Source organism: Bradyrhizobium sp. CCBAU 53340 (assembly GCF_015291645.1).
Taxonomy (GTDB): Bacteria; Pseudomonadota; Alphaproteobacteria; order Rhizobiales; family Xanthobacteraceae; genus Bradyrhizobium.
The window spans coordinates 2029372-2052861 of sequence record NZ_CP030055.1 but is presented as its reverse complement, the minus strand read 5'-3'; the positions used below and the strand labels follow the sequence as shown (position 1 = coordinate 2052861).

At 62.3% G+C, this 23490-nt stretch carries 21 protein-coding genes; 7 read left to right on the top strand and 14 right to left on the bottom strand.

All coding sequences use genetic code 11. The annotated features are described in order from the left end of the window. The first annotated feature begins 5 nt into the window (after positions 1-5). Positions 6-2018, top strand: a complete 2013-nt coding sequence (locus tag XH89_RS09615) for a hydantoinase B/oxoprolinase family protein (protein ID WP_194466832.1) — start codon at positions 6-8, stop codon at positions 2016-2018. 107 nt (positions 2019-2125) lie between these two features. Here the strand turns inward: XH89_RS09615 and XH89_RS09610 are convergent, their stop codons facing one another. The 8 genes from XH89_RS09610 to XH89_RS09575 all read right to left on the bottom strand — a co-directional run bounded on the left by XH89_RS09610 (position 2126) and on the right by XH89_RS09575 (position 9750). Next, positions 2126-2296: a hypothetical protein gene (locus XH89_RS09610; protein WP_194466831.1), complete on the bottom strand. Its 171-nt coding sequence runs from the start codon at positions 2294-2296 to the stop codon at positions 2126-2128. Between the two features lie 233 nt (positions 2297-2529). Then, positions 2530-2964: a hypothetical protein gene (locus XH89_RS09605; protein WP_367400991.1), complete on the bottom strand. Its 435-nt coding sequence runs from the start codon at positions 2962-2964 to the stop codon at positions 2530-2532. Positions 2965-2977: 13 nt separating this feature from the next. Further along, on the bottom strand, positions 2978-3892 hold the full coding sequence (locus XH89_RS09600) for a DUF2950 domain-containing protein (protein WP_194466829.1): 915 nt from the start codon (positions 3890-3892) through the stop codon (positions 2978-2980). Continuing rightward, positions 3889-5529, bottom strand: a complete 1641-nt coding sequence (locus XH89_RS09595; RefSeq protein ID WP_194468425.1) for a DUF3300 domain-containing protein — start codon at positions 5527-5529, stop codon at positions 3889-3891. The genes XH89_RS09600 and XH89_RS09595 overlap by 4 nt, the downstream gene beginning before the upstream one ends. Before the next feature lie 86 nt (positions 5530-5615). Next, positions 5616-7526 (bottom strand): HAMP domain-containing sensor histidine kinase, encoded by a 1911-nt coding sequence (locus XH89_RS09590; protein WP_194466828.1) that lies wholly within the window; start codon positions 7524-7526, stop codon positions 5616-5618. A 95-nt stretch (positions 7527-7621) separates the two neighbouring features. Next, a complete protein-coding gene (locus tag XH89_RS09585; RefSeq protein WP_194466827.1) occupies positions 7622-8035 on the bottom strand; it encodes a hypothetical protein in 414 nt (137 codons plus the stop codon). 28 nt (positions 8036-8063) lie between these two features. After that, positions 8064-9299 (bottom strand): HlyD family secretion protein, encoded by a 1236-nt coding sequence (locus tag XH89_RS09580; RefSeq protein WP_194466826.1) that lies wholly within the window; start codon positions 9297-9299, stop codon positions 8064-8066. Further along, positions 9292-9750 (bottom strand): hypothetical protein, encoded by a 459-nt coding sequence (locus XH89_RS09575; RefSeq protein WP_246767778.1) that lies wholly within the window; start codon positions 9748-9750, stop codon positions 9292-9294. The genes XH89_RS09580 and XH89_RS09575 overlap by 8 nt, the downstream gene beginning before the upstream one ends. A gap of 147 nt (positions 9751-9897) precedes the next feature. Between XH89_RS09575 and XH89_RS09570 the strand changes: the two genes are divergently transcribed. Both XH89_RS09570 and ppk2 read left to right on the top strand, forming a co-directional pair. Continuing rightward, a complete protein-coding gene (locus tag XH89_RS09570; RefSeq protein ID WP_194466825.1) occupies positions 9898-10353 on the top strand; it encodes a hypothetical protein in 456 nt (151 codons plus the stop codon). Positions 10354-10395: 42 nt separating this feature from the next. Next, on the top strand, positions 10396-11196 hold the full coding sequence (gene ppk2, locus XH89_RS09565; RefSeq protein WP_194466824.1) for a polyphosphate kinase 2: 801 nt from the start codon (positions 10396-10398) through the stop codon (positions 11194-11196). Between the two features lie 66 nt (positions 11197-11262). On the opposite strand, the gene XH89_RS09560 is transcribed toward ppk2, so the two are convergent. The 5 genes from XH89_RS09560 to XH89_RS09540 all read right to left on the bottom strand — a co-directional run bounded on the left by XH89_RS09560 (position 11263) and on the right by XH89_RS09540 (position 18697). Continuing rightward, positions 11263-11688, bottom strand: a complete 426-nt coding sequence (locus XH89_RS09560) for a hypothetical protein (RefSeq protein ID WP_194466823.1) — start codon at positions 11686-11688, stop codon at positions 11263-11265. 29 nt (positions 11689-11717) lie between these two features. Then, positions 11718-13418: an aspartate:alanine exchanger family transporter gene (locus XH89_RS09555; RefSeq protein ID WP_194466822.1), complete on the bottom strand. Its 1701-nt coding sequence runs from the start codon at positions 13416-13418 to the stop codon at positions 11718-11720. 12 nt (positions 13419-13430) lie between these two features. Continuing rightward, complete coding sequence (locus tag XH89_RS09550) at positions 13431-16184, bottom strand: beta-eliminating lyase-related protein (protein ID WP_194466821.1); 2754 nt, start codon at positions 16182-16184, stop codon at positions 13431-13433. 135 nt (positions 16185-16319) lie between these two features. Then, complete coding sequence (locus tag XH89_RS09545; protein WP_371825224.1) at positions 16320-18008, bottom strand: SulP family inorganic anion transporter; 1689 nt, start codon at positions 18006-18008, stop codon at positions 16320-16322. Positions 18009-18013: 5 nt separating this feature from the next. Then, entirely contained in the window at positions 18014-18697 is a 684-nt protein-coding gene (locus XH89_RS09540) for a YoaK family protein (protein ID WP_194468424.1), read from the bottom strand. Between the two features lie 140 nt (positions 18698-18837). Here XH89_RS09540 and XH89_RS09535 point away from each other — a divergent pair, with 140 nt between their 5' ends. Genes XH89_RS09535 through XH89_RS09525 form a run of 3 tightly spaced genes read left to right on the top strand, consistent with a single transcriptional unit; the run spans position 18838 to position 22021 of the window. Continuing rightward, positions 18838-20526 (top strand): aspartate:alanine exchanger family transporter, encoded by a 1689-nt coding sequence (locus XH89_RS09535; RefSeq protein WP_194466819.1) that lies wholly within the window; start codon positions 18838-18840, stop codon positions 20524-20526. 10 nt (positions 20527-20536) lie between these two features. Continuing rightward, complete coding sequence (locus tag XH89_RS09530; protein WP_194466818.1) at positions 20537-21430, top strand: S9 family peptidase; 894 nt, start codon at positions 20537-20539, stop codon at positions 21428-21430. Between the two features lie 30 nt (positions 21431-21460). Continuing rightward, a complete protein-coding gene (locus XH89_RS09525) occupies positions 21461-22021 on the top strand; it encodes an invasion associated locus B family protein (protein ID WP_194466817.1) in 561 nt (186 codons plus the stop codon). 15 nt (positions 22022-22036) lie between these two features. On the opposite strand, the gene XH89_RS09520 is transcribed toward XH89_RS09525, so the two are convergent. Then, the gene (locus XH89_RS09520; RefSeq protein ID WP_194466816.1) at positions 22037-22702 is read right to left on the bottom strand and encodes a helix-turn-helix domain-containing protein; all 666 of its coding nucleotides are present in this window, start codon (positions 22700-22702) and stop codon (positions 22037-22039) included. A 256-nt stretch (positions 22703-22958) separates the two neighbouring features. Here XH89_RS09520 and XH89_RS09515 point away from each other — a divergent pair, with 256 nt between their 5' ends. Then, complete coding sequence (locus XH89_RS09515) at positions 22959-23489, top strand: L,D-transpeptidase (protein ID WP_246767777.1); 531 nt, start codon at positions 22959-22961, stop codon at positions 23487-23489. Position 23490 lies beyond the last annotated feature (1 nt).

The window sequence follows — 23490 nt, the reverse complement described above, 5'->3', positions numbered from 1 at the left end:
GGATTATGGCACTCAGTGGTTCCGCTCTTCAGATCTTCGCCAATTACTGCGTGGCTGCTGCGGAAAGCATGGCCTACACGCTGATCCGCACGGCGCATTCGACCTTTGTGAAGGAGACCGAGGATTTCTCCTGCGCCCTGATCACGCCGGAAGGGCTCGCCTTCGCCTCCCCGAAGACGCTGGGAGCGACCTGGTATATCGGCCTCGACTACGGGCCAGTGCTGGGATTGATCAGGGAGTATCACCCTGGCGACATCTGCATGACCAACGATGCCTATAGCGGCAGCGTGGCGACGCATACGCCCGATATCCTGATGTGGAAGCCGGTGTTCTACCGCGGCGAGATCGTCTGCTATGTCGGCGGCCACATCCACAACACCGACATGGGCGGCGCGGTCCCGGCGTCGCTCTCGCGCAGGCTGACCGAGATCGAGCAGGAAGGCATCCGCTTTCCGCCCTGCAAGATCGTCGACCAGGGCGAGCTCGACGAAGGCCTGCTCGACATCATGACCCTGAACGTGCGCGCGCCGTCGCAAAATCGCGGCGATCTGCAGGCGCAGATCGCCATGCTGGTGAACGGCGAGAAGCGCGTGCTCGAGATCATCGAGCGCTTCGGCATCGACGATTTCAAAGCCGGCATGTACCAGGTGATGGACTACGCCGAGAAACAGGCTGAAGCCGTCCTGAAGACAATTCCGGACGGAGAATATTTCTTCGCGGAATATGCCGACGAGGACAGTGAGAACGGCAAGCCGATGCGGCTCGCGCTGACGCTGACGATCGACAACGGCCGCGCGGTCATGGACTATACCGGCAGCGACCCTCAGCTCGCCTCCTCGCTGAACATGCCGACCGGCGGCATGCCGCGCCATGCGCTGGCGCTGGTCGGATTCCACTACGTGCTCTACACGCTGAACAGCGACATCCTGCTCAATTCCGGGCTCGATCGTGTGGTTCGCTGCGTCCTCCCGGAAGGCACCGTCATGAATGCGACGGCACCGGCGGCGGTCGGCATGCGCAGCCTGACTTGCAAGATCACGCACATGCTGACCTTCGGCGTATTCTCCCGCGCGATTCCCGAGCGCATGCCGGCCTGCTCCGCCGGCGGCATGGCGATCGTCACGGTCAAGACGATGGATCAGGCCGGACGCGGCGTCATGGCCTCGCTCGGACCGGTCGGCGGCGGCGCGGGCGGAATGGCTACCGGCGACGGCAGCGACGGCTCGGGCGCCAACAACGCCTTCCTGCGCAACACGCCGGTCGAGATCAACGAACTGGAGGTGCCGATCCGCATGCGGCGCTATTGCCTCGCACCCGACTCTGGCGGTGCCGGAACCTATCGCGGCGGGCTCGGCCTCACCATGGAGTTCGAGGTGTTCACGCCGGGCACCACTGTCACCGCGCGCAATCGCGATCGCACCTATTTCGCCTCGTGGGGCGTCCTCGGCGGCGGCGCCGGCGCCAACGCAATCTTCACCAGAAATCCCGACGGACCAGTCACCGAGGCGCTCGGCAACACCGACGTGGTGCCCTGCAAGCCCGGCGACCGGATTCGTCTCGTCGGCGCCGGCGCCGGCGGATTCGGCGATCCTCTGTTGCGTGAGCCGCGCCGGGTCTTGATCGACGTTCTCTCCGGCTATGTCTCGCTCGAGGCCGCGCGGGCGCAGTATGGCGTCGTCATCGACCGCAACCGCATTGACGAGGACGGCACGCGCAGGCTGCGCGACGAGATGCGGAAGGCGCGGCCGGAACGGAGCGACGTGTTTGACTTCGGCTCCTATCGTTCCACCTTCGAGAGCCGCTGGACCGAGGCCCGCTATCGCGAGCTCACCGCCATCCTGGCGCGCTTGCCGGTGGCGTGGCGGTTCTTCGTCAAGCATCAGCTGTTCGATGCCCTCGACGCCCGGCTCAAGGCCGATCGGCACGAAGACGACGCGGGGCTAGTGCAGGAGCTCTTCGCGGAATTGGCGGCACGCTATCCCACGCTGCGCGCGTCGGAACCGCAGGCCACTAGCTAGCTGCAAGCCACACGGCGACTTCTCTTCCATTTCAAATGTCTGCTCACGCTGGCCGTAACAGGATCTTTGTTGATCTCCCGGTGCACACGTCGCGCACACGCGGCCACCTAACCACTTGAAAAACTTGAGGTCTCGCGCCAATCCATCATGGGGGCCACAGAAAATCGATAATCGTGCGACGTCAACCCGCCGGCGTTGAGATATTCGAGCGCGCCGGCGACGAGCCAATTGAGAATGCCGGCGCGTTCCTCCCATAGCTCGGCGAGCACGTTATCCATCGGCCGCTTTTCGTTGTCGGCGACCGTCACGGGCCACAGTAGGCGGGGACTGGTCGAGATGAAAACGAAAATCGACGTTGAGAAGCGGTTGCAATGGGCGATGCGCGATGCCCCAGAAAATCGCTAGCCGCACAAGGCCGACCTTGGGTTGACGCGGTTGACAGGTTGACACGGCGCCAGCTGTAAATACTTGGTCAGCGCGCCGGGTAGCACAACGTCTCGCAAGGAGTTACTCACTTTAACGAAATTGTAATCGCACCGAGGTTGGCGGCCATCTCCAATCCCGCCTTGGGGCCTTGCAAGACCATCACGACGCCGTTGTCGTTCCTTAGGTGGACACCACCCACACCGCCGACGAGAGCACCACCGCCGCCAACCGAACTGTAGGTGCCCGCGAAGTCGCGGACATCTCTGATGCCGGAGGCCCAGCCTTCCAGGCGGCCCGCTGTGGCACCGGCCGTGATGCCGAGGCTTATTCCTGTGATGCGAAAGGGATAGCTGCGGCCGCGATAGCTCAATATACCACTGCCGGCTCCGCCGCCGACCAGCAGGCCCGCCTTCACGATCTTGACCCGGACGTGTCCGGCAGCTTGCGCGAGCGAGGGAGCGGCCGGAACGGTGACCGCGAGCAGCACGATCGCGACAAGGCGGCTGATGGAACGAAGCATGGCGCTGGTCATCTCAGGGTTTCGCGGCATCGACCTTCTTCCAGGTCTGGTCGGGATCAAACAGCGTAAGGCGCTTAGCCACAAAGTCGGTGCGCTTGCCGAGATCCTTCTGGTAGACGACCCCGGCATGATTGACCAGGAAGGTCATCACGCCGGAATTGCCGTACTCAGCCGGCCAGGCGATCAGTGCAAAACCGCCGAGCATCTTGCCCTTGACGACGTAGTTCATCGCGCCGCCGGGAGCATCCGGTCCCTGTCCCTTCAGGATCCGGAAGTAATAGCCGTGATAGGGCGTCATACCGTCCCCGGCCTTGTAGCCCTCGCTTGAGGCTTGCGCCGCAAGCGGCCCGAGTGGGCTCGGATCGCTGTCGTCACGCCAGAACAGGCCGTCCTTCTTGCCGGGCGAGGAGACGATGTGCTGCGCGTAGACGCCGGCACCCTCGCCGCGGTCCTTGTCGGCATATTCGTTCTGCGCATCGACGTAAGCGAGCGCGGTCTGGATCGCGTCGAGCTCATTGCGCCCGATGCGACGGCGAAGCACTTCGACGCGCCCCTCGTCGGTGTCGAATTCCCATCCGGCCTTGGTATTGACCAGCGGAATCGGGAACGGAAAATCATCCGCTCCCAGGAGTAAGGTCGCAGTTTTGTTGCCTTCCGCCTTGATGCCGTGCTTGGCGTCATACATCGAGCTGAAGCGCTGGCGGATATCATTATCTGCGACCTCGTCGCCGGAGGAAACGATGTCCTCTGCCGACCTGCCGAGCACGTTCAGGATGCCGGCCGGTCCGCTCTTGACCGCGGCCGCGAGCGCAGCGGCCGCATCCTCCGGCGTCTTGTAGGATTGCTGCGCGTGGGATGCTGAACCGAGAAGCGCCAGCGCCATGATGCCCGGCAACACCGAGCGACGGAACGATTTCAGACCCGTCATGGCATCACCTCCGCGGGAAGCTTCGCACCGTGAGCAAGCCAGTCGCGGTAGGTGCGGAATGTCAGTCCGAGCTTCTCGTAGTAGACGCGCAGATAGCCGTCGCTGCCGCCGGTGACAGCCGCCGGCATCACCTGCTCGACCTCCTGCGCCATCACGCCGACATAGGCTTTGTCGCTGCCGATGTAGCTGAAGCGATAATAGCCGAGGCCGTTGCCGAGGTGCCCGAGTAGGACGATGTCGTGCTTCAGCGCGATATCGGAGCGCCGGCCGCCACCGCCTCCACGACCACCGCCGCCTCCACCGCCGCGCATCGCCATCCCGCCTCCGCCGCCTCGGCCGGCCATGCTCGGTCCGCCGCCACCTCGCGGCATGCTTGCCATGCTTGACCTCCCGCGCGCCGATGCCGCGGCCGCCGAGCGACCGGACGACACGTTCATCGCGCCGCCGCGATTGCCACCGCCACCCGAGCGGTTCGCGGCTTTCGCGCGATCGCCGCCTCCTTTGGAAGCGGCCTTGGCGCGATCACCGCCGCCTTTGGCGCGATTCCCGGCACCGGCACGATCGGCGCCGCCGGGCCGATCACCGCGATTGCCGGTGCGATCACCTGCGCGATCGCCAGCACGGTCGCCTGGTGCATTCCGATCACCGGCGCGGTCGCCGGCTCGGTCTCCCGTCCCCTGATTGGGGCGCAGCACCTGGTTGCCGTCACGACCACGGAAGTCCATCCGATCCGACGCACTGGCCTTTAGATTATTGTTGCCGAATTTCTGCTGAACATTCGTGTTGCTGTAGCGCACGCCCTGCCGATGCGCAGGATTGTGCTGCCAGCCATTGCCGATGTTCGTGGTGCGATGATTGACGTAGACGTTGCGGTTGCCCCAATTGCAGCCACCGCCCCAGTAATTGCCCCAACGTCCGATCGCCCAGGCCGTGCCGAACGCGATGCCGGCCGCGACCACTCCTGCACCGATATAGGACGGATAGCCCCAGTAGTATGGCGGATACTCTGCATAGGGCCAGCTGCCGTAGACGGTGGCCGGATCGTAGTACGGCACGTAGATCGCTGATGGGTCAGCCTGCTGGATCACGACGACCTGCTTGCCTTCCTGAGACTGGACGCTGACCTTCTGCTGCTTGGTGGTGACCAATTTCTTGTTGTCATAGGCCTTGGTGCGCAGACGCTGGATCGCGTCCATCACATCAGGCTGCTGGGCGAGAAAGGCATCGCCGAGCTTCTTGGTCCAGTCGAGCTGGTCGCTCATCATGGCCAGGACATCTGCGGTGCTGGCCAGCGCCTTGACGCTGTCGTCCCAGCCCTGCTTGTCCACCTCCGTTTTCAGCGCGTCGCCTTTGAGGTTCTTGCGCTCCTTGAGCCAGCGGTCAGCCTGAACCACCTCCAGCGGATAGGTCGAGGCGGCCAGCACGTTGGCAAGCAATTCGTCAGGATAGAGCGCAATCGGCGCGACCAGAGCCTCCAATTGTTCGGGCTTGAGAAGCTCGGCCGCCGGCGCAGGGAGATTGGCGGGCTGCACCTGCGGGGTGGCTCCGAGCGGCTTGTCGGCTGTCTGGGCCGACACGCAAACTGGCGTAGCCAGCACCAGCGCAAGCGCAAGCAACGTCTTGCCGCAGCGGAACATCGCATCCTCCATGTCAGTCTTGCCAACAAGGATGAGACCGACAGAGGGACGTTCATTGACAAAAATCAACGAAACGGGAGCGTCGACTACTGCAATGCGGGACGCCAGCTCGCGATCGGGAGGCGAACCGTGAACAGCGCACCACCGAACGGCTGGTTCTCCGCGGAAATCGTGCCATGGTGCGCTTCGACGATCGTTCGCACGATCGCCAGCCCCATGCCCATGCCCTCCAGCTTGGTGGTGAAGAAAGGCTCGAAGATGGTTTTGAGGTCGCCGCCCGCGATGCCTGGTCCAGTGTCGCCCACGCGGATTTCGGCGAACTCAGCCGAGCGCCCCATTGTGACGCTGACCTCGCGTTTGCCTGCCGGGCTTTCCGATATCGCCTCCAACGCATTGAGGATCAAATTCAGCACGACCTGCTGCAGTTGGACAGGATCGCCCTTGACGTGCAGCTCCATCTCGGGCGGAGCATAGAACCCCAACGCGATATTGCGGCCCGCGGCCACGTCACCGACCAGACCGATCGCTTCCCGCACCGTTTCATTCAGTTCGATATCCTTGATCTCGAACGGCGCCTTCTTGAGCACGCTGCGCAACCGGCGGATCACCTCGCCGGCGCGCTGGTCGTCACGCCTGATGTCGGCAAGAATTTCGCCGATTTCCGCAAGATCTGGCGCCGTGCCCTTCAGCATCAACTCTGCCGTCTCCGCGTTGGTCAGAATCGAACCGAGTGGCTGGTTCAGCTCGTGGGCGATCGACGCAGTTAGCTCTCCGACCGCTGCGTAACGGTTGACATGCGCGAGCTCGGCCAGGCGCTGCCGGGACTCGACCTCGGCGAGACGTCGTCCCCGGCGTTCATGAAGCAAACCGCTGATGAGTCCTGCCTGGATCAGGATCACCGCTGCGATCAAGGCCAGCTGCCAGCGGTATTCTTCCCAAATGCCGGGCTCCCGGAACAGGACCTCGCTGCCTTCAGGCAGGTTGCTCTCATTGATTCCCCATCGCTGCAATTCGCGCCAGTCGTACTTCGGTACGGCATAGGCGATCGGCTCGATCTTGACGTCTGCAGGCTTCTCACCACCGAGGATCCGGAGGGCCGCATCGGCGGTCTTTTCGCCCAGCTCGGAGATGGAATGCATGGGGCCGCCGACGATATTACGTCCGAAGAACGACTCCTCGAAGCAGAAGATGGGAGCATTGGCGACGGCACGGAGGCGATGCAGCGCGCGATCACCGTCATGAACGACGCCGGCCGCATCGACGGACATCAAGCCCCAAAACAATACCGTATGCGGGGGAAGCGCAGAGGCCTGCTTGAGGATCTCCTCGAACGGCAGATCACCGTACCAAACGAAGGAAACACGATCTTTGAGCGGCGCGACATCCCTCTTGACCTCATCAAGCCAGAATTTCTCCAGCGCAGACGCACCGATGACGAGAGCGATTGTCCGCGTATCCGGCAGCACCTGAAGAGCGTTGCGGAATGCCGCGACAAAGTCGTTGCGAACCGACACAACCGTGTCCTGCTCGGTCAGGCTCGCTCGGTCGATCAGCCGCTCTTCGACCGTTGTGAGAACCATCGGCGCCTTCGGAAACAGCTCCGCTCGATGCCTCTGCACGAACCCAGCAGCAGGTCCCCCGATGCTCATCACGATGTCGGGCGGACGCCCCTGGTAGATCGAGCGAATATATTCGACGAAGGGGCCTTCAGGACCTGGCTCGGTGAACCGCGCGGTGAGCAGCGTATGTTCCTGAATATCGAGCGGCCAAGGCGAGCGCTGCTCAAGATTTGTCTTGATGCTGCGCGCGTATTCGCTCCAGGGCAGGAAGTCCCGTCCGAAGGAGTGCAGCAGCAGCACGCGCTTAGGTACGCGGCCCTCCCCGGCAGCATCAACTGGCCCCACTCCAGGGTTCAACCAAAGCGTCAAGCCGAGACACAACAGCGCAACCCCGGCAACTCGTCGCTTGGTCGACGCAATGGAATTGCGCCTGCTCATGTTTCACTCCAGCGGCGTCCTGCGGACGGCGCCATCACAGCACATTTAGGCGCAGCTGCACCAGTGCCTGTTGCACCGGCGCCGTTCTAAAACGCCTATCGCGTCGGGCAGCGGCGATACCTGATCTCCATGTCTTCCATACCTGGAAAGAGCCGAGCGATGTTGTCTGCATCCAAGGCCTTTACGTTGAACTGAACGCTGGACAACATGATGTCGGTGGCGCAGGCCGCGATCAGGTTGACGCTGGTGCCACTATCTTTTCTCGCCCTGATCTTGCAGTGCGCGAACTTGCCGATGAGCTGATCGCCGTCAACGATGAAACCGCCACCATAGACCTCGGACATCTCGGTGAATCCGAGCTTGCCCCCTTCCCGGCTGAACACCTTCTCGCACTGATCGGCGCTCGTGGCCCAGGCACCGTTCAGGTCGACGGCACCGGCGCGTCCGGTCAACGCAACGATTGCGGAAAATGACAGCGCGACCGCAACAATCTTCCCAAATATAGACATCCCCAGATTTCCTTCAAATCAGTTTTGATTAGTGGCCGCCGCTGAAGATCAGCGTCTTGAACGGCAGCAACAGAGCCTGAATCCGCAGCAACAGCGCGTGGACGAATCCGATCGCGTCGACGGCATGAAGGACGATCCGCCGGCCGGTCGACGTCTTGGGATCGACGATCTCATCGTGATTGCTGGTGTAGGCGTTCACGATGCAGGTGCTGCCGGCCGTGACGCCGTCGAGACCGCCCTTATAGAGCGGCTCGAGGAACACGAGAATCGTTCCCGGCTTCGCCAGGTTCTGCGCCTCAATGAGCTGTTCGCCGGTCCGAAACTGGCCCGCCGCGATGTAGTCCTGCACGGCAGTGACGACCAGGGGAATCACGGCCCATGGCTTGGAGACGCAGGTCGCCTCGGCAACCATGCCCTCTTTCATCACGCCTGCTTCGATCTGACCGAAGCCGGCCTGCAGCCGCTCGCGGCCGGCACCTTCAGGAATCAAAATTCCCGCGGGCCGGATCAGCTGATTGACGACATCGCCGGTTCGAACGAGAAATTGTTCGACACGTCCGTCGACGCCGGCACGAACGAAGGTCTTGTCGAGTTCGACCTGCGCTTCGGCCAGTGAGGCCTCCGCGCTCGCCTTCTGGGCCGGCAGCAGCGTCGACACCTGCAAGGTCGCCGATTCCTTCGCAGCGGTCGCGGCGTCGATCCCGGCCTGACGCTGGTCGACGAGGACCTGAAGCTTCTCGATGTCACGCTGCGGCACGATCCCGGGGTTGCGTCGCTGCAATTCGGTTTTGACGTCCAGCTCGTCCTTGGCCTGCTGATAGTTGGCCCTCGCCTCCTGGATCTGCGCCTCGGCCTTGACGACGTCGGCTTTGGCGGACGCCATGGACGCATCCACCTCGGCGACCTTGCGCTTGGCCGTTTCCAGCGCTGCCGTCTGCCTTGAATTGTCCAGCCTGAACAGGACGTCGCCCTTCTTCACGGCCTGGCTGTAGTCGACATTGACCTCCGCGACACGGCCCGATCCTTCGGGCAGGATCGGGACGGTCCGAAACAGCAGTGCTGCGTTCGAGGTCGCCGGATGGAAGAAGAACACGCTGGTGATCAGCGCCATGGTCAGCATCAGGCAGCCGGTGATGCCCCAGCGCAGTTCGTACCAGACAGAGAAGAGCGTGATCTCCTTGCCGAACCGCTTGCCCTGAGCAAAGCGCCGATAGAGGTAGTCGGGAAGAATCGTCAGAAGCGAGCAGATGATAAGCTCAAGCATGGCTACGCACCTTCTGGTCCGCGTCCAGATCCTGTTCGTTCCGACCGACCGCCACTGAGGCCGGGACCGCATTTGGTTGCGATAATTCGTCCGCACTCTTTGGTGGCACGCCGTCTGCGATCTTCTCCACCGATTCGGCAATACTGCGTATCGGCGTGCCGAAGTCCGGCAGCTCGATCAGCGCAAGCACCAAGGCCGCGATCCAGTACAGATGCTCGTGCGTGAACAGAGCGATAAGCCCCAAGACGGCGACAATCTCGAACTGCAATTTCTGAGTCTTATGTGCCATGCGTTCGGGCAGGCTGTGCAAGTGCCAATACAACAGCCCTACCGCGAAGACGGCCACGACCAGGATGATGCCCGTCACGATCATCAGCGAATCCGTCTCGCCCGGCGAGGTGATGTAGAATGGCAAATGATGCGGTGCCATTGGATGAAGCTGCTCGCTCAACGCGCTCTCCTGGTCGGGGACCCAGCTGTCACGGAATTGGTCTTACTTTGCTGCCCTAGGGGGCTGCTTTGCTTGATTTGAATCAACAGAATGGCGCCTGCCTCGCCTAGCCTTTTTGCTTGAACAGAGCAGCAGGAGGCATCGGCAATGTCCGCCAATCTCGACACCCTGATCCCCAACGCCACGCAGATCCGCAAGGAAGCGGCCCTCAAGGAAGCCGAGAAGGCGGAAGAATATGCGAAGCTCGCCGCTGCCGCGGAGGACGAAAAGCGCGCCTTGATCGAGCGGCTGAGCAAGCCATCTGGCAAGACGGAGGAAGAGAAAATCAAGCTTGCCGCGAGCATCATCCAGCGAGCGGTGCGCAACGGCCTGACCGAGGTGCTGGTCTATCGCTTTCCGAACACGCTGTGCACCGATAAGGGCCGTGCCATCAATCAGCAGGAAGCAGGCTGGGAGAAGACGCTAACGGGTATCCCGAAGGAAATCTTCCAGCTCTGGACCGATTATCTGAAGCCGCGCGGCTATCGCATCGGCTACCAGATCATCGATTTCCCCGGCGGCATGCCCGGCGATATCGGCATCACGATCTCCTGGGGCGACTGATCGGCACCGTCAGAATCCGATCCGACAAGCGAAAGGCGGAGCATGGCAAAGGACGAGGCCGCGGCGCGGATGAAGCGCAAGACCTATGAAAAGGAGCTGGACAAGCTCCAAGTCCAGCTCTGCCATCTTCAGGAATGGGTGAAGGAGAAAAAGCTGCGCGTCGTGGTGTTCTTCGAAGGCCGGGATGCCGCGGGCAAGGGCGGCACGATCAAGGCGATCACCGAGAAGGTGAGCCCACGCGTGTTCCGCGTGGTCGCCCTTCCCGCGCCGTCCGACCGTGAAAAGTCGCAGCTCTACATCCAGCGCTACATGCAGCATTTCCCCGCCGGCGGCGAGGTCGTGATCTTCGACCGCAGCTGGTACAATCGCGCCGGCGTGGAATACGTCATGGGTTTCTGCTCGCCCGCCCAGCACCAGCGCTTTCTTGAGCTCTGCCCGAATATGGAGAGACATCTGATCGAGAGTGGCATCATTCTGGTCAAGATCTGGCTCGAAGTCGGGATGGAAGAACAGGAGCGACGCTTCAAGGCCAGGATCGACGATCCGCTCCGGCAATGGAAGCTGAGCCCGATGGACACCGAGTCCTACCGGCGCTGGTACGATTATTCCAAGGCGCGGGACATTATGTTCAAGGCGACCAGCTCCAAGCATGCCCCTTGGGTGATCGTCCGGTCCGACGACAAGCGACAGGCGCGGCTCAACTGCATCGCGCATCTCCTGGATTCGATCCCCTACAAGCGGATCAGAAAGGACAAGGTCAAGCTGCCGCCGCGCTCCGAGAAGGGGCGCTACAATGACCAAGCGAGCCTGCGTGGAATGAGGTTCGTCGAAGAGCGCTACTGACCAACGGGTCAAGCTCCATGAAGAATAGGCCGCGCTGGGCGCGGCCTATCTCGTTCACGATACAATCTATTTTAGTTTGATCGTAACTCCGCCGACGGCTGCCGACACTTCGGCGCCCACCTTCGGCCCGCTGAGCTGCAGGATCACGCCGTTCGCGTTTTGCAGTTGAACTGCCCCAGCACCGGCCGCAACGGCGCCGCCGGCTCCGCCCACAGCGTAAGAACCTTCGATCGATGCCGGGCCTCGCAAGTTCAACGCACGACCGACAAACTTGGTCGTTGAGGCCCCCACGGTCAAACCGACGCTCATGCCGGAGACGGTGAACGGATAATTCTTGCCACGCAGGTGCAGCACGCCCTCGCCGCCTCCGACACCGACGATGAAGCCGCCCTTGGTGAAGACCACGGCGACGCTGCCGGTTTCGGCGCGCGCGGGCGCGCTTGAGCCGGCGACACCGAGGAGCAGAGTAGCAATAGCAACAACTTTCTTCATGACTTTACTTTCCCCTGAGTTTGGCCCGTCTATTGAGCCAGAAGCATTGCGAAGTAGCCGAAGATCGTGAGCAGGATGCCCGAGACGGCATAACCGACCGGGAAGCCGATCCAGGGCACGGAGCTCTGGATCTCCACCGCGGCCTCGCGGCAAGGACCGGAATGCGAGCGCGCGCCGGCGACCCCGCCCATCAGAACGGCTGGATTGATCTTGAACACGTGGTAGCCGATCGCCCAGACGATGAACGGCGGGATCGTGCAAGCGATGAAGCCGACGATGAAGATCTTCAGTGCGATCGCACCAGTTAGCTGGGACAGGAGACCCGCCCCGGCATTGACGCCAACGATGGCGACAAAGACGACGAGGCCGAGATCCTCGAGCACGTTGCGTGCCGCGTTCGGCGTATTGCCGAAAAAGCGCAGGCGGGACACGATCGAGGAGACGATCACGCCCGACAGCAAAAGCCCGCCGGCATTGCCAAGGCCAACCTTGGCGCCGAATGCCGGGAATTCGACCATCCCGATCAGGAAGCCGATGATCATGCCGACCGACAGGGTCAGCAGGTCGGTCGAGGTATTGGTGCGGGCGATACGGCCCCACATGTCGCCGAGTTCGTTCACGGCGGACTTCAAGCCGACCACCGAGACAATGTCCATCCGCTCCAGCTTGGTCTTCAAGCCAGCCGGGATCTGCACGCCGCCCCGCTCGACCTTGGTCACCTGCAGCTGGCCGGCGATTGCGGTGTCACGGAAGGACTCGAACGTGCGTCCCACCATGTCCTTGTTGGTGACGAGGATGTCCGCCTGGTCCATCGGAATGCCGAGCGTCTTGGCGTCGGCGACCTCGGGACCGATCAGACCCATCTTGTCGGTGAGATGCTCTGTCGAGCCGCCCAGTGCGACGATGTCCCCCTTTTGCAGCACAAGCTCGGCATCGGCACCCTGCGGTTCGCCGTTCCGCCCCACGTTGACGATCCGGTACTCCGGATTCATGGCGCGGAATTTTGCAATGCTCATACCGGCGGTTGCCGGATTCTCCAGCCGATAGGCCCGGAGTCCGAACTGGCGATAGCCGGTGAGGCCGCCGCCTTCGAGATCCTTGACGCCGAACTCCAGCTCATACTGCTTCGCGGCGGCCTTGGCATCGACGCCCCACCAGCGCGGCAGATATTTGCAGATCAGGATGATGCCAACGGTGCCCCAGATGTAGGTGATGCCGTAGGAGAGCGCGATCATGCCGGACGCGTCCTCGGGCTTCATGCCCGCAGGCAGCTTGACCACACCGGACGTGACGGCCTGCTCGGCCGAGCCGATAGCGGCGGACATGGTCTGCGACCCCGCCAGCATGCCGCCGGCCGCGCCGGTTGGCAGCGCGAACAGCTTGGCACCGATGACCACCAGCGCAAGGCCGAGCACGCTCGAGACGACGGCGAGAATGCAGAACTTGAGGCCGTCACCCTTCAGGCTGTTGATGAAGGACGGGCCGACCCGCAAGCCCACACCGTACATGAAGAGATAGTAGAAGAGGCTCTTGGCGAAGTTGTTCAGCTCGAGTTTCACGCCGTAGGTCGAGGCCCACACCGATAGGCCCGCGCCCACCACGATGGCACCGGCGACCATGCCGAGACCGTAGCCCTTGATGTTGGCCCGGCCGATATAGACAGCGAGCCCGACGACGAAGAACAGCAACAAATATGGATACTGTTGAAGGAATGCGAAAAAGCTCTGCATGTTCGGTCCCCTCTAAGATGCAGCCTTGAGCTTCGGCGCCGCGGCAGGCTTGGGCCTGCCGATCTTCGCCAGAGCCTCGGTGCGTACGAGTTTCAGGCCTTCCTTGGCGTCGTAACCATGGATTTCCTTCACATCGAGCTTGCGCATGAAATCGATGGTTTCCTGCGTGATGACCTGGCCCGGCACCATGATCGGGAAGCCCGGCGGATACGGGATCACGAAACTGGCCGAGACGAGGTCGGGTCCAGCCTTCAGCCGGCGGTCGATCTCGGAATCGTTGAGGCGGATGAACTCGCAACCGGCGGCGTCGTAGGCCGAATAAAAGCCGCTGCGGATATCGCCCTCGTTGGTCTTGGCCCCCGCGTCGCCCCGGAAGCTCGCATGGAAATGCGAGAAGTTCGGCAGGTCCGGCACGTCCTTCATCAAGCTCGTGACCCGCGCCTCGAACGTCTTCTTCGCATTCGCGCCGCCTTGCGCCAACCCGCGGTCGACCTCGGCCGCGATCTCCGCCAGTACGCGGACCAGATGCGCGACATCGCTGCGGGTGTTGTTGATGTTCGACTGCAACAGCACCGAGTTGCGCGAGGTCTTGTTGACCTGGATGCCGTACTCGCTCGCCAGGATGCCCTTGAACTGCGTGCCATCGAAGCCAGCCGTGCCGCAGACCAGCGTCATGCGGGTCGGATCGAGACAGAACTCGTCGTCCTGCAGGCTCTTCAGCGCGGTGGCCCAATTGGTGCCAGGCGCGAGATAGTCGACGAAGCCGGTCTGCCGGAAGGCCGCCGGCACCATGCTGGAGGCATCGAGGATGCGGAAGTATTTCGAGATCAGCGGGTTGTTGTTGACCGCTTGCCGAATCGCAAGCGCGATCTCCATCGCATTGGCGACAAGGCCATAGCCCTCCAGCTCCATCTGGCGCCGCGCCACGTCGAGGCTCGCGATCAGCTGCTGGTTCGGACTGGTCGAGGCGTGGGTGAAGACCGCCTCCTTGAACTGCTGCTCGACGGTGTGGAATTCGACGTCCTTGACGAACAGCATCGAGCCCTGCCGGATCGCGGACATCGACTTGTGGGTCGAGTTGGTCTGGTACACGCGCAAGCGGATCTGGCGCGGATCCGGAACGAGCCGAGTCTTGAGCAGGACTTCATCGGACGGATTCTTGCCGAGCTCGGTCTGCTGCTTCTCATAGGCCGCGACAGATTTCGGGTCATGCATCCACGCCTCGATATCGTTGGCTGCGCCCATCGCGGTGCGCGGCCGCAGGAACGGCGAGAAGCGCGCGAAGCCAAACCAGGCCTCGTCCCAGAGAAAGATCAGATCCGGCTTGATCGCGAGGCATTCCTCCATCACCCGGCGCGTGTTGTAGATGTGGCCGTCGAAGGTACAGTTGGTCAGGTCCACCATCTTGACCCGGTCGAGCCGACCGTCGGCCTTGGCGTTGAGCAGCGCCTGTTTGATGGTCTTCAGCGGCACCGCGCCGTACATCGAGTATTCCGTCATCGGAAAGGCTTCGACGTAGAGCGGCTGGGCACCGGCCAGCACCATCCCGTAGTGATGCGATTTGTGGCAATTACGGTCCACGATCGCGATGTCGCCCGGCGAGAGCAGCGCCTGGACCGCCATCTTGTTCGAGGTCGAGGTGCCGTTGGTGACGAAGAACACGCGATCAGCCCCGAAAGCGCGCGCCGCCTTGTCCTGCGCCTTCTTGATGTTGCCCGTCGGCTCCAACAGGCTGTCGAGGCCTCCGGTCGTGGCACTGCTCTCGGCCAGGAACAGATTCGGGCCATAGAACTCGCCCATGTCGCGAATCCAGTCCGACTTGAAGATCGATTTGCCTCGCGCGATCGGCAGCGCATGGAAGGTTCCAATCGGACGCTGGGCATATCTCTTCAGATTGTCGAAGAACGGCGTGTCGTAGCGGTCCTGGATGCCTTCGAGGATCGACAGATGAAGCTCCAACAGCTCTTCCACCGAATAGAAGATGCGGCGCACGACGCTGGCGTCGGGATTGCCAGCCAATTCCTCGACGTCGCGGTTCGAGATCATGTAGAGGTCGAGTTCGGGGCGAACCTTCTTGATGATCTGAGCAAGCCGCAGCGCGGACGCGTCGGATTCGTCATTCAGAGCCGCCGTGGCCATGATCGAGCGGAGCACCGGTGCATCGTGCCGCGAGCGCAGTCCGAAGCCCTCGTTGATAATAACGGCGGCGATGTCGGGGTTGAGCATGGTCGCGCAGAACGCGTCTTCAAGGCTACCGACGATGACAGGCTCATAGATGAAGCCATCGACCGGGCGGCGCAGCTTGCGCCATTCCGCGGCGAGCGCCGGCCAGTGGCTGGACGGCACGCCCGTGACGATCAAGGTTTCGAAATAGGGCCGGCGCAACGTATGCGCGCCGAACGACGGCGGTACCAGCTCGGGCACGTCGCCATTACTCTCATCCTTGGGGCTCCAGTCGCCGGCATGCTGGCGGAAAGAGCGCGTCGCCAGCGCCTGGGCGATCTTCGTTGCAAGCGCAAACGATGTGGATCCGTCGCCCGCTGCGGCCGCTTCCCGCAGCTCTGACATCAGGTGCAGACCGGGATAGCCATGGAACTCTTCGGTGATCGAGAGCTCGGCCAGCGCCGCATCGTAGGCCGCGCGATTGCCGACCCGCGCCCAGATTTTCGCTGCCTCCACGAGATCGCGCCAAGCGTCCGCCCGTCCCCCGGGACCGGAGAAGAACTGATCGATACGCTTGTGTGTGGGCTTGGATTCCTTGGCCATGTCGCTCTCCCGATCCATCGGCAAATGATGCGGGATCGTGGCCGCGTGCCCGTGGGCTTCGTTGATTCAAGTCAACGGTCCGGGGCATCTCGTCAGCCGCGGCAGAGCGCGCATATCGCAGCGCAAAATGCGCGATCACGCGCCTCTTGCGTCGGGACTGCTCAGAACGCTGTCGAGCGTCCGCAGCCACTGCGCGCTGTCGGTCTTCTCGGCCAGTCCTTCCGCCCGCAGAAGGTCGCGCAGCTGCGCGTGCGCGCCGACAATGCAAAGCGCGATGCGCCGGGACGCGAGTTCGTCGTAAAGAGCGTGGAGCATGCTCGCGCCGGCGAGATCGATATAAGGCGATGCCGAGAGATCGCAGACGACCAGCCGGATGTCGGCCGCTTTTTGTAGTGCGTTCAGCACGGACGACAGGATCGTCTCGGCGTTGATGTAGAGCAGCGAGGCCTCGGGGCGGAATGCGATCACGCCGACCAGGGGCTCCACGCCATCATGTCGGGCGCTGTCGGAATAGCGGCCGGTTCCCGGCAAGCGTCCGAGAAACGCGATGTTTGGCTGCGATGCCCGCGCCAGCAACAGGAAGATTGACGCAATCGCAGCGAGCAGCACGCCTTGGAGGATGCCAAGGAGCAGCACCGAAGTCAGCGCAATGGCAGCGGCGTAGAAGTCGATCCGGCTGACTTTCCACATGCGCACCAGCGCGAGGACGTCCACCAGCCGGTAGACCGCGGTAAAAACGATAGCAGCCAGCACTGCTTTTGGCAGGTTGGTCAGCAGGCCAGTGAAGAACAACAGACATAGTGCCAGGGTGATTGAGCAGATCAGGAGTGCCAGTGGTGTCCGTGCGCCGGCGTTATCGTTCACGGCTGATTGGGACAACCCGCCGGCGACTGGATAGCCGTGGCCAAATGCCGCGGCGAGATTGGCGGCACCCAAGCCGAGAAACTCCTGCCGGACGTCGAGCGCATATCCATGCTTGGCAGCGAAGCTGCGCGCGGCGGATACCCCTTCAATATAGGCAAGAAGCAGGCAACCGGCGGCAATGGGAAACAGTTCTTCGGGCTCAACCAGCCCGAAGGTCGGAACTGCGAGAGTCGGCAGGCCCTGGGGGATCTTGCCGGTGACGGGCACCCCCATGGCAGGCAATCCAAGCAACGTAGCGGCCAGGATCGAGAGTCCGACAATGGTAATACCGACGGGCCGGCCAGGCAGGCGCCGCTCGCCGAGCAGCAACAGCAAGAGCGCAACGGCGCCGACAATGAATACGAGGAGGTTTGTATCACCGAGCTGGCCTGCGATGTGGACGGCCCGATCGAAGAAATTGCGGCCGCCACCGGGAACACCGAACAGAGCCGGCAGCTGGCTCATGATGATGGTGAGCCCGGCGCCGGCCTTGAAGCCGACGAGAATGCTGTCGCTGACCAGGCGAACGAGACTCGATAGCTTGAACAGCCAGGCGATCAGGCAAAGCAGCGCCACCGCGCAGGCGACAAGGCTTGCAATTTGCGCGTAGCGAGCCGGATCCCCCGCCGCGAGCGAGCCGACGGTGCCGGCGATCATCAGTGAAATGGCCGAGGTCGGGCCAACGGCAAGTTGGCGCGACGATCCGAGCAGCGCATATCCGATGCCGCCAAGAATATAGCCGTAGACGCCGATTTGCGGCGGCAACCCCGCCAGCGCCGCATACGCGAGCGATACCGGAATCGCATACGCGGCCAGCGTCACGCCCGCGACCGTGTCGGAAGGCAGCCACGCGATCCGATAACCCGAGATCCAGCTGAACGGCGGAAGGAAACGGCTCCAGCCGCCCCATTGTTCGAACATCGGCTTCATGAGTTCGCCTCTGAGTTCACGGCTTCGCATCGGAGCAGCACGATCAGCAGCGCGACGACGGGAAGTCCCAATGCGAGGTCCGGGACGGCTTTGGTCATCAGAGCGCCAAGGGCCGCGCCAAGGCCGAAGGCGCAGCATACGGCCGCAAAAATGCCAGATCGCCGCAATGTCTCGACGCCGACACCGCCGGAGGCCACTGCGAAAATGCCCTCGATCGCCTGGCGCATGTTACCGGTGATCATCACCGTGCTGTAAGTCGCGCCTTCGACCTTGATGAAGACTGCTGCCTGGATCGCCGCAACGAGCGAAATTCCCAGTGTGCCGGCAATCTCGGGCATTCGATTATGAAAAATGCCGATGGTGATCAGGAGGAGAATCTCGAGCAACGTACTAATGACGCTCGCCTTCTCTCCCGTTGCGCGACGCAGCCAGGCAGCGATCACAATACCAGCCGCGAATGCAAGCATCGGAGGGCCAAATTGCAGCGCTCTCATCCAGTCGCCTTCCATTCCGTTGACCCAGAGAAGGACGAGATTCGCCGTCTGCGCGTTTGCCATCACGCCATGGATGATCCACGTATAGGCGTCGAGACACCCGCCAGCGAACGCCAGCAGCAGTGCGACGGCGATCGTCTCGTCGCGACGCAGCAATGGAGTAGCGGTGATATTCAATGAAGCCATATCCGATACGCGCGTGTCGTCGATCCGGCAGCGGTCCATTGACGCCGCGCCGGCGAAGCAAAGGCTTGACCTGAATCAAACCTCCCAGCGGCTTTGAGGATTCAACTCCGTCCGGAACAATGCGCTGGGGAATAACGCTCATGGACACCGTCAGGTGGATCATCTCCACCGCTCCGGAAATCTTTTTGCTGCTTGCCGTCGCTCTTGGGACTGTGCTGGGGCGGGTCAAGATCAGGGGCTTTTCGGTCGGCACCACCGCATGCACGCTCATCGTGGCCGTGCTCATCGGCCAACTGGGCAGCTTCGCGTTTCCGTCGGTGCTGAGAGTCATTCTGTTCAGCCTGTTCGTGTTCACGATCGGCTACAAATCCGGTCCCGAGTTCTTTGCTTCCCTGAGCATCCGTACCCTCGCCCAGGTTGCCATGGCGCTCGTGCTTGGCGGCACGGGCCTCCTCATCGTCCTCACCTTTGCTTTCGCTTTGGGACTCGATCCAGGCACCGCCTCCGGCCTTGCCGCCGGTGCCCTGACGCAATCCTCCGTCATCGGCACCGCCTCGGGAGCGCTCGCGCAGCTTGGTCTGCCGAAGACTTTGCTCGAGCAGCAGGAGGCGAACATCGCGGCGGGCTATGCCGTCACCTATGTGCTCGGGTATATCCTGACGCTGATCTATGTCCCGTTCGTCGCGCCCAAGCTGATGGGGGTCAATCTCAAGGACGAGGCCAAGAAACTCGAGATCGAGCTGTCCGGCGGCGAGCCTCCCAAGTCCGAGAACCTGCACTATCGGAAATTCCAGGCCCGCGCCTACCGCGTTTCTGCCGCCGCCGGACGGACTTTGAAGGCGATCGAGGACGAGATCGGCAGCCGGACAGTGATCGAGCGCATCGTGCGTCAAGGCGCCGACATCGAGCCGCATCTCGACACGATCCTCGAGGCCGGCGACGACATCGTGATCGCCGGACGGACGGCGGTGATCGTCGCCGCGCGGCCCGTGCTCGGCACCGAGATTGACGCCGACGAGATCCTGAAGGCCATGCCGGGCAATGTGGTCGACGTGCTGGTCGACAACCGCAAGCTCCATGGCCGCTCGGTCCAGGACGTCGCCGATCGCGTCGGCAGCAATGCGCGCGGCGTGTTCCTGCGGACCCTGACGCGGATGGGACGCGAGGTGCCGCTCAGCGCGGACACGCGCATCTATGTTGGCGACGTCATGACGCTGGTCGGCACCAGTCGCAACATCGAACGCGCAGCCGGGCATGTCGGACAAATCCTGCGTGCGGGCGACCGCACCGACATTGCCTTTCTCGCGGTCGGTATCGCGGTCGGATTATTGGCGGGTCTGATCAGTTTCAAGGTCGCGGGCATCGCGCTGACGCTCGGCGGCGGAGGTGGAGCCTTGATCGCGGGCCTTGTCTGCGGTTGGTTGCGCTCGCGCCGGCCGACCATGGGCGCGATGCCGCCGGCTGCGCAGCAGACGCTGAGCGACCTGGGCCTGGGCGCCTTCATTGCCGCCGTTGGCCTCGGCAACGGCCATGCGGCCTGGATCGCGATCCAGGCACATGGGTTGCTACTGGTCGGCATGGGCCTCGTCGTTACGCTGGTGCCGCTGATCGTGGCGACGCTGTTCGCCTACCACGTGCTGCGCATGAACCCCGTCGTCACCTGCGGTGCGCTCGCCGGTGCGATGACTGTTGATGCCGCCGTAACAGGTGCCTGCGAGGTCGCAGAAAGCCAGACTCCCGTGCTCGGCGTCGCAGTGCCCTATGCAGTTGGGAACGTTGTCCTGACAGTGCTTGGCCCCATCATCGTGGCGGCGACATTTGCCGGATGAGGAGGACGGAATGCGGTGGTATTCCTCGATCCAGCGGCTATTGCGGACGGTCCTGCTGTTGCCGGCCTTCTGGATCGGCATGGCCCATGCTGATGATCAAGCCACCCCTCGACGCATTCAGGAGGAGATCTGGGCTCTGCCATTGCCGCTCCCGATGTTTGCGTATCTCGTGCGTCCGGTAGGCGATGGTCCCTTCCCGCTGGTGATCATGAACCATGGCGTCTCCCTCAACCCGACCGATCGCAGCTTCTTTCCGCTGGTGGAGTTCCGCGACGCCGCCAAATGGTTTGCCCGGCAAGGCTACCTCGTGGTGGCGCCGGTCGGCACCGGATATGGCGCCTCCGCCATCGATATTCCCGAGCGCGGGATCTACGGACCATTCTTCTCGAAGGTCGGAAAATGCACCAATCCGAACTTCCGCGATGCGGGCCTTGCCGTCGCCCAGGCTGACCTCTGGATCATCGAGTACATGGTTGCCGAGAAGCGCGTCCTGCCTGACGGCGTGATCGTGGTCGGACAATCCGCCGGCGGTTGGGCCGCACTCGCCCTGTCGAGCCTGAATCCGCCGCAGGTCAAGGCGATCATCACCTTCGCCGCGGGCCGCGGCGGCCGGGTCGACGGCAAGCCGAACAATAATTGTGCGCCCGACAAGCTGGTCGAGACCACGGGCGAATTCGGCCGCACCTCGCGAGTGCCGATGCTGTGGATCTACATCGAGAACGACACGTTCTTTGGCCCGGCATTGTCGAAGCGGATGCATCAGGCCTTTGCCGCTGGCGGCGGCCAAGCCGAATATCACCTCATGCCGCCCTTCGGCAACGAGGGACATTATTTCGTCGGTTCGCCCGATGCGGTTCCGATTTGGTCGCCGCTTGTCACCAAATTTCTCAACGCGCTGAAGTGATGGTTGTGCTTGCATCAGGAGGGCCAAGATATGCATCTTAGCGATCATAACTCCGCTTGCAGGTGGGTTTGCAGCGCTTGGCTGGCGGCCAGCGCTTTGACGGCGCCTGTCTTCGCGGAGATCGCGCCACGCGGGCAGCGTTCCACGGTTGATATCAAGTACGGTGAATGGAAGAAGCTCTGCTTCAAGGCTGCCGGACCCCCGCTTCTTTGCAGGACCTCGATCTCGGGAATTTATGAAACCGGACAGATGGCGGTTCGGATCGACCTGATCGAGCGAGAGAAAAGCGGCAACGCGCGAATGCAGGTCTTCGTCCCCGTCGGCATGTACCTGCGAATACCCGCCAAGCTGAAGGTCGACACCGGCGCGTATCACCCAATCCCCTATAGTTGGTGCGTCAGCAACGGCTGCATCGCAGGCGACGTGGCGAATTCCAAACTGGTCAAGGAGATGGAATCAGGAAAGACACTGACGCTGGAAGTCGTCGATTCCAATCTGCTGTCGCTGACGACGTCCCTGCCACTCGCTCAGTTCAGCACCGCTCACGATGGACCACCGGCGCAGACGCTTGAGCAAGACATAGAGGAATGACGAGCCGCGCCCATCTCAGGCATCGTATTCGGCAAGCCCCTTGCGGTCCAGCAGCACGATCTGCCGCTGTGTTGCCCCTTCGAACTTCAGCATCTTCTGGTCACGCAGCGTGGAGCACGCGCGCGACACCGTTTCGAGCGTCAATCCGAGATAGTCGGCGATGTCGCGCCGGCTCATGGGCAGCACAATGGTCCTCGGATGGCCGATCCGCTCGTCGATTTCAAGCAGAAACGCGGCTACGCGCTCCAATGCCGTCTTCCGACCGAGCAGAAGCATGTGGTTCTCCGCGTGCTGGAGATTTCGCGTCACCAGGCCGAGAAGGCTCGAAGCGCCCGATTCCCGACTTTGCATCGCATCGAGGAGGCTCCGCCGTTTGGTGATGCGAACACTGGTCTCAACAACCGCTTCCGCAGTGAAACGGTGCGTTGCGCCATTCTCCAAGCCAAACATATCGCCCGGTAGGTGAAACGAATTGATCTGGCGACGGCCATCAGAGATCAGCTTGTAGGTCCGCACGGCCCCTGAGATGATCTGGTAGACGTACTCCGTCTCCTCGCCTTCGCCGAAGATCTCCGTTCCTCTACGATATTTGAATTCACTGCAGAACACGCGCTCGCCGGCGAGTGCTGCGAGATGCCCGTCCACCGGACGGCTGCTGGAGACATTGGTCCTGACCAGCATCGTAGGACACTCCGACCGAATTAACGATGCATGAATGCTAGGCAGGCTGCGTCAGAGCGAATTTGATCTGCAGCAACTTAAGTCCCGCCTACGTATTTGACCGGAAGCGGCCCGGCCGCATGCGCTTGCGAAGCCGGCATTCAAAGCACCGCAGAAGCGTCTGATTGCCGAAAACCGACAGGAACTACAAAGGCGTGGACTTGCGTCGGATCAACGATGCACGTCGAAACTCACCTAACTTGCAGCAACTTTGGGAATGCTCCCTGCCATCATGTGCTGGACGCTGGAAGGCGGCCAGCCTGATCTCATCGGGCCAAGCTTCTCTGTTGAAGCAGCACTTGGAAGAAACGAAATGCCTGCACGACTGCCTTCGACCCTGATCTTGGCCGTATTGCTGCTCCTCGGCCTCGGCGGTCAAAATGCGCACGCATCAATCACGATCCGGGTGCAGCTTTCCACCCAGACGATGCTCGTCGCCGTCGATGGAGCGGATTTTGCGGCCTGGCCAGTCTCGACGGCGCGGCGTGGATACCGTACTCCGACCGGTACCTACCGGCCTTATTCTCTCCAGCGCATGCATTACTCGAAGCTCTACGACTTCACACCGATGCCCTATTCGATCTTCTTCCTGGGCGGATACGCAATTCATGGGACGTTTGAGGTCCGCAATCTTGGGCGTGCCGTGTCCCACGGCTGCATCCGGTTGGCGCCGGAACAGGCGCGATCGCTATTCGAATTGATCCAGGCTCAGGGATCTCAGGATACAACGATTGAAATCTCACCCTGAG

Bases quoted from the DNA above. Each gene is read 5' to 3' on its own strand.
- XH89_RS09615 (WP_194466832.1), top strand. From the start codon at position 6: ATGGCACTCAGTGGTTCCGCTCTTCAGATCTTCGCCAATTACTGCGTG.
- XH89_RS09610 (WP_194466831.1), bottom strand. From the start codon at position 2,296: ATGGATAACGTGCTCGCCGAGCTATGGGAGGAACGCGCCGGCATTCTC.
- XH89_RS09605 (WP_367400991.1), bottom strand. From the start codon at position 2,964: ATGCTTCGTTCCATCAGCCGCCTTGTCGCGATCGTGCTGCTCGCGGTC.
- XH89_RS09600 (WP_194466829.1), bottom strand. From the start codon at position 3,892: ATGACGGGTCTGAAATCGTTCCGTCGCTCGGTGTTGCCGGGCATCATG.
- XH89_RS09595 (WP_194468425.1), bottom strand. From the start codon at position 5,529: ATGTTCCGCTGCGGCAAGACGTTGCTTGCGCTTGCGCTGGTGCTGGCT.
- XH89_RS09590 (WP_194466828.1), bottom strand. From the start codon at position 7,526: ATGAGCAGGCGCAATTCCATTGCGTCGACCAAGCGACGAGTTGCCGGG.
- XH89_RS09585 (WP_194466827.1), bottom strand. From the start codon at position 8,035: ATGTCTATATTTGGGAAGATTGTTGCGGTCGCGCTGTCATTTTCCGCA.
- XH89_RS09580 (WP_194466826.1), bottom strand. From the start codon at position 9,299: ATGCTTGAGCTTATCATCTGCTCGCTTCTGACGATTCTTCCCGACTAC.
- XH89_RS09570 (WP_194466825.1), top strand. From the start codon at position 9,898: ATGTCCGCCAATCTCGACACCCTGATCCCCAACGCCACGCAGATCCGC.
- ppk2 (WP_194466824.1), top strand. From the start codon at position 10,396: ATGGCAAAGGACGAGGCCGCGGCGCGGATGAAGCGCAAGACCTATGAA.
- XH89_RS09560 (WP_194466823.1), bottom strand. From the start codon at position 11,688: ATGAAGAAAGTTGTTGCTATTGCTACTCTGCTCCTCGGTGTCGCCGGC.
- XH89_RS09555 (WP_194466822.1), bottom strand. From the start codon at position 13,418: ATGCAGAGCTTTTTCGCATTCCTTCAACAGTATCCATATTTGTTGCTG.
- XH89_RS09550 (WP_194466821.1), bottom strand. From the start codon at position 16,184: ATGGCCAAGGAATCCAAGCCCACACACAAGCGTATCGATCAGTTCTTC.
- XH89_RS09545 (WP_371825224.1), bottom strand. From the start codon at position 18,008: ATGTTCGAACAATGGGGCGGCTGGAGCCGTTTCCTTCCGCCGTTCAGC.
- XH89_RS09540 (WP_194468424.1), bottom strand. From the start codon at position 18,697: ATGGCTTCATTGAATATCACCGCTACTCCATTGCTGCGTCGCGACGAG.
- XH89_RS09535 (WP_194466819.1), top strand. From the start codon at position 18,838: ATGGACACCGTCAGGTGGATCATCTCCACCGCTCCGGAAATCTTTTTG.
- XH89_RS09530 (WP_194466818.1), top strand. From the start codon at position 20,537: ATGCGGTGGTATTCCTCGATCCAGCGGCTATTGCGGACGGTCCTGCTG.
- XH89_RS09525 (WP_194466817.1), top strand. From the start codon at position 21,461: ATGCATCTTAGCGATCATAACTCCGCTTGCAGGTGGGTTTGCAGCGCT.
- XH89_RS09520 (WP_194466816.1), bottom strand. From the start codon at position 22,702: ATGCTGGTCAGGACCAATGTCTCCAGCAGCCGTCCGGTGGACGGGCAT.
- XH89_RS09515 (WP_246767777.1), top strand. From the start codon at position 22,959: ATGCTCCCTGCCATCATGTGCTGGACGCTGGAAGGCGGCCAGCCTGAT.